The sequence below is a fragment of the Azospirillum sp. B4 genome (genome assembly GCF_000333275.1).
GTDB lineage: Bacteria > Pseudomonadota > Alphaproteobacteria > Azospirillales > Azospirillaceae > Nitrospirillum.
Window position 1 is genome coordinate 1 of sequence record NZ_BACU01000003.1, and the last position, 2,462, is coordinate 2,462.

Below are 2,462 nucleotides of genomic sequence, written 5' to 3' on the forward strand. Positions count from 1 at the left end.
GCCGGCACAGCGTGCGCGCGCTGCGCGCCGACGGGGCCCACTTCCTGGCCTGGCGCTGGCGCCAGGGGCGGGAGGCGTTCCCCGCCAGCGTCGACACCGTGGTCGATTATCTGGCCGTGCATGGCGCCGATCGGGGGGACGGGCAGGGGCCTTACAGCTACGCCACCCTCCAACGCCGCCGGGCCAGCATCGCCACCCTGCACCAGGCCCTGGAGCTGCCCGATCCCACCCGGCACCCCCGGGTCCGCCTGGAACTGCGCGGCCTGGCAACCCGCCTGGGCCGCCGGCCACAACAGGCCGCCCCCCTGCGCCGGGAGGCGTTGGACGAGATCCTGGCCGTCACCGCCGCCGGCGGCCACCCCATCGATCTGCGCGACGCCGCCCTCCTGGCCGTGGGTTACGACACCCTGCGCCGCCGCTCTGAGTTGGTGAGCCTGCGTCTCGGCGATGTCGTCACCGAGATCGATGGCAGCGGCCGCGCCCTGTTCCGCCGGTTGAAAGGTGACGATGGCCGTGGCCGTTGGACCTGGCTGGGGCCTGACACCTTGGCCCGCCTGCGGACCTGGCTGACCGTGCGCGCCGAACTGCTGGCCGATACTGAAGCCCGCCTGCGCCAGGCCCTGCGCGGTCGCGATGCCCAGGCGACCCGTCGCCAGGGGCTGGAACGTCGCCTGGAGCGCCTGGCGGCCGCCCGGGAGGCCGTCTGGCTGCAGCTGGGCTATGAACCCCTGCTGCGTCTGGAGAACCAGGTGCTGGGCCCCCTGGCCTGCGCGGGGGCCGATCCCGGCAAGCGGGTAGGGGAGATATTCAAGGCCCGGGCCGCCGCCGCAGGCTTCGCCGGCGGCGGGGCGCCGGACGAGGGCGGGGTCTCCGGCCACAGCCTGCGCGTCGGCGCGGCGCAGGACCTGCTGGTGGCCGGCTTCGGTCTGCCGGCCCTGCAGGCCGCCGGTGGCTGGGCCTCCCCCACCATGCCCGCCCGCTACGGCGAACGCATCCAGGCCGGCGACGGCGCCATGGCCCAGTTGGCCAAGCGCCAGGGCAGGGGAGGGGGGCCGTAACAGATCGGCCGATGAAAAGGCCTACTCAACTGTCACTTTCGCGCTAGCATGGCCCATATCGCTCACTCATGGGATGTGGTGGCGCACCATGAACCCTCAAACCATTGGCGCACCCCTATCCTATTCTCCAACCCGGCTTGGGACTCTCGTCCAGCAGCGGCGACAGGACCAGGATGAGGTGCAGGCCCGGCCGCCGCGCTGGCAGGCGGAACGCGACCGCGTCGCGCTCGACGTCGACGCCCGGGCGGGAGGGCCGGATGCGCCACTCCCGCCGCGAGAGCGCGGCACCGGGAAGAGCAAGAGTAGGCGTGTGTCGATGCGGATCTGGTGCTTCGTGCCGCTAGTGCTCGCCCTGAGCCCGATCGGTTGTGCCGATCCCGTCGCCGGCGCCAACCTTGCCTGCGTGGTGCCAGTCCCGGGTGCTGAGACCGGCCGGGTCGGCTACCTCCAGGGCTTGGCGGGCGGCGACATGCTCTTGGGGGCGAAACAGGGCCTATTCCGCTACGACGCGGCCTCGCACCAGGTGGTGACGGCCGGCGGCGCCGACACCGTCGGGGTCACCTCCTTCCGGGCCCTAACGGGGGGTGACGTGCTGGTCGGGGCGGAACAGGGCCTGTTCCGCTACGACGCGACCATACACCAGGCGATGCCGGCCGGCGGGGCCGAAACCGGCATGGTCATGTCCCTTGTTACCCTAGCGGGTGGCGACGTGCTGGTCGGGGCGAAGAGGGGCCTGTTCCGCTACGACGCAGCGTCGCGCCAGGCGGTGCCAGCTGGCGGCGCAGTGACCGGCCGGGTCAACATCATCAAATCCCTGGTGGGCGGCGACGTATTAGTCGGGGGAGAGAACGGCCTGTTCAGCTACGACGCGGCGTCGCGCCAGGCGGTGCCAGCTGGCGGCGCAGTGACCGGCCTGGTCAACATCATCAAATCCCTGGTGGGCGGCGACGTATTAGTCGGGGGAGAGAACGGCCTGTTCATCTACGACGCGGCGTCGCGCCAGGCGGTGCCGGCAGGTGGCGCAGAGACCGACCAAGTCGAAGAAATCCAGTCCCTGGAAGGCGGCGAGTTGCTCGTCGGGTCGAAGAAGGGCCTGTTCCGCTACGACGCGGCAGGACGGCAGACGGTGCCGGCCGGCGGCGCCGGGACCGGCTGGGTCTGGTCCCTCCTGGCCTTGGCAGGCGGCGACGTGCTCGTTGGGTCAATGAATGGCCTGTTCCGCTACGACGCGGCCTCGCACAAGGTAGTGATGGTCGGAGGCGCCGGGAAAGGCTGGGTCTGGTCCTTCGAGGTCCTGGCGGGCGGCGACGCGCTCGTAGGGACAGGGTATGGCCTGCTCCGCTATGATGCGGCAACGCGCCCAGCGGTGCCGGCTGCCGGTTCCGAGGTCGGCAAGGTCTGGTC

At 71.5% G+C, this 2,462-nt stretch carries 2 protein-coding genes; both read left to right on the forward strand.

The window, feature by feature from the left end; translation table 11 throughout:
• Positions 1-1,058: hypothetical protein (locus tag I55_RS36680; protein ID WP_049973680.1), on the forward strand; the 1,058-nt coding region annotated here is incomplete at its 5' end.
• Positions 1,059-1,236: 178 nt separating this feature from the next.
• Positions 1,237-2,462: hypothetical protein (locus I55_RS00035; protein ID WP_148293496.1), on the forward strand; the 1,226-nt coding region annotated here is incomplete at its 3' end.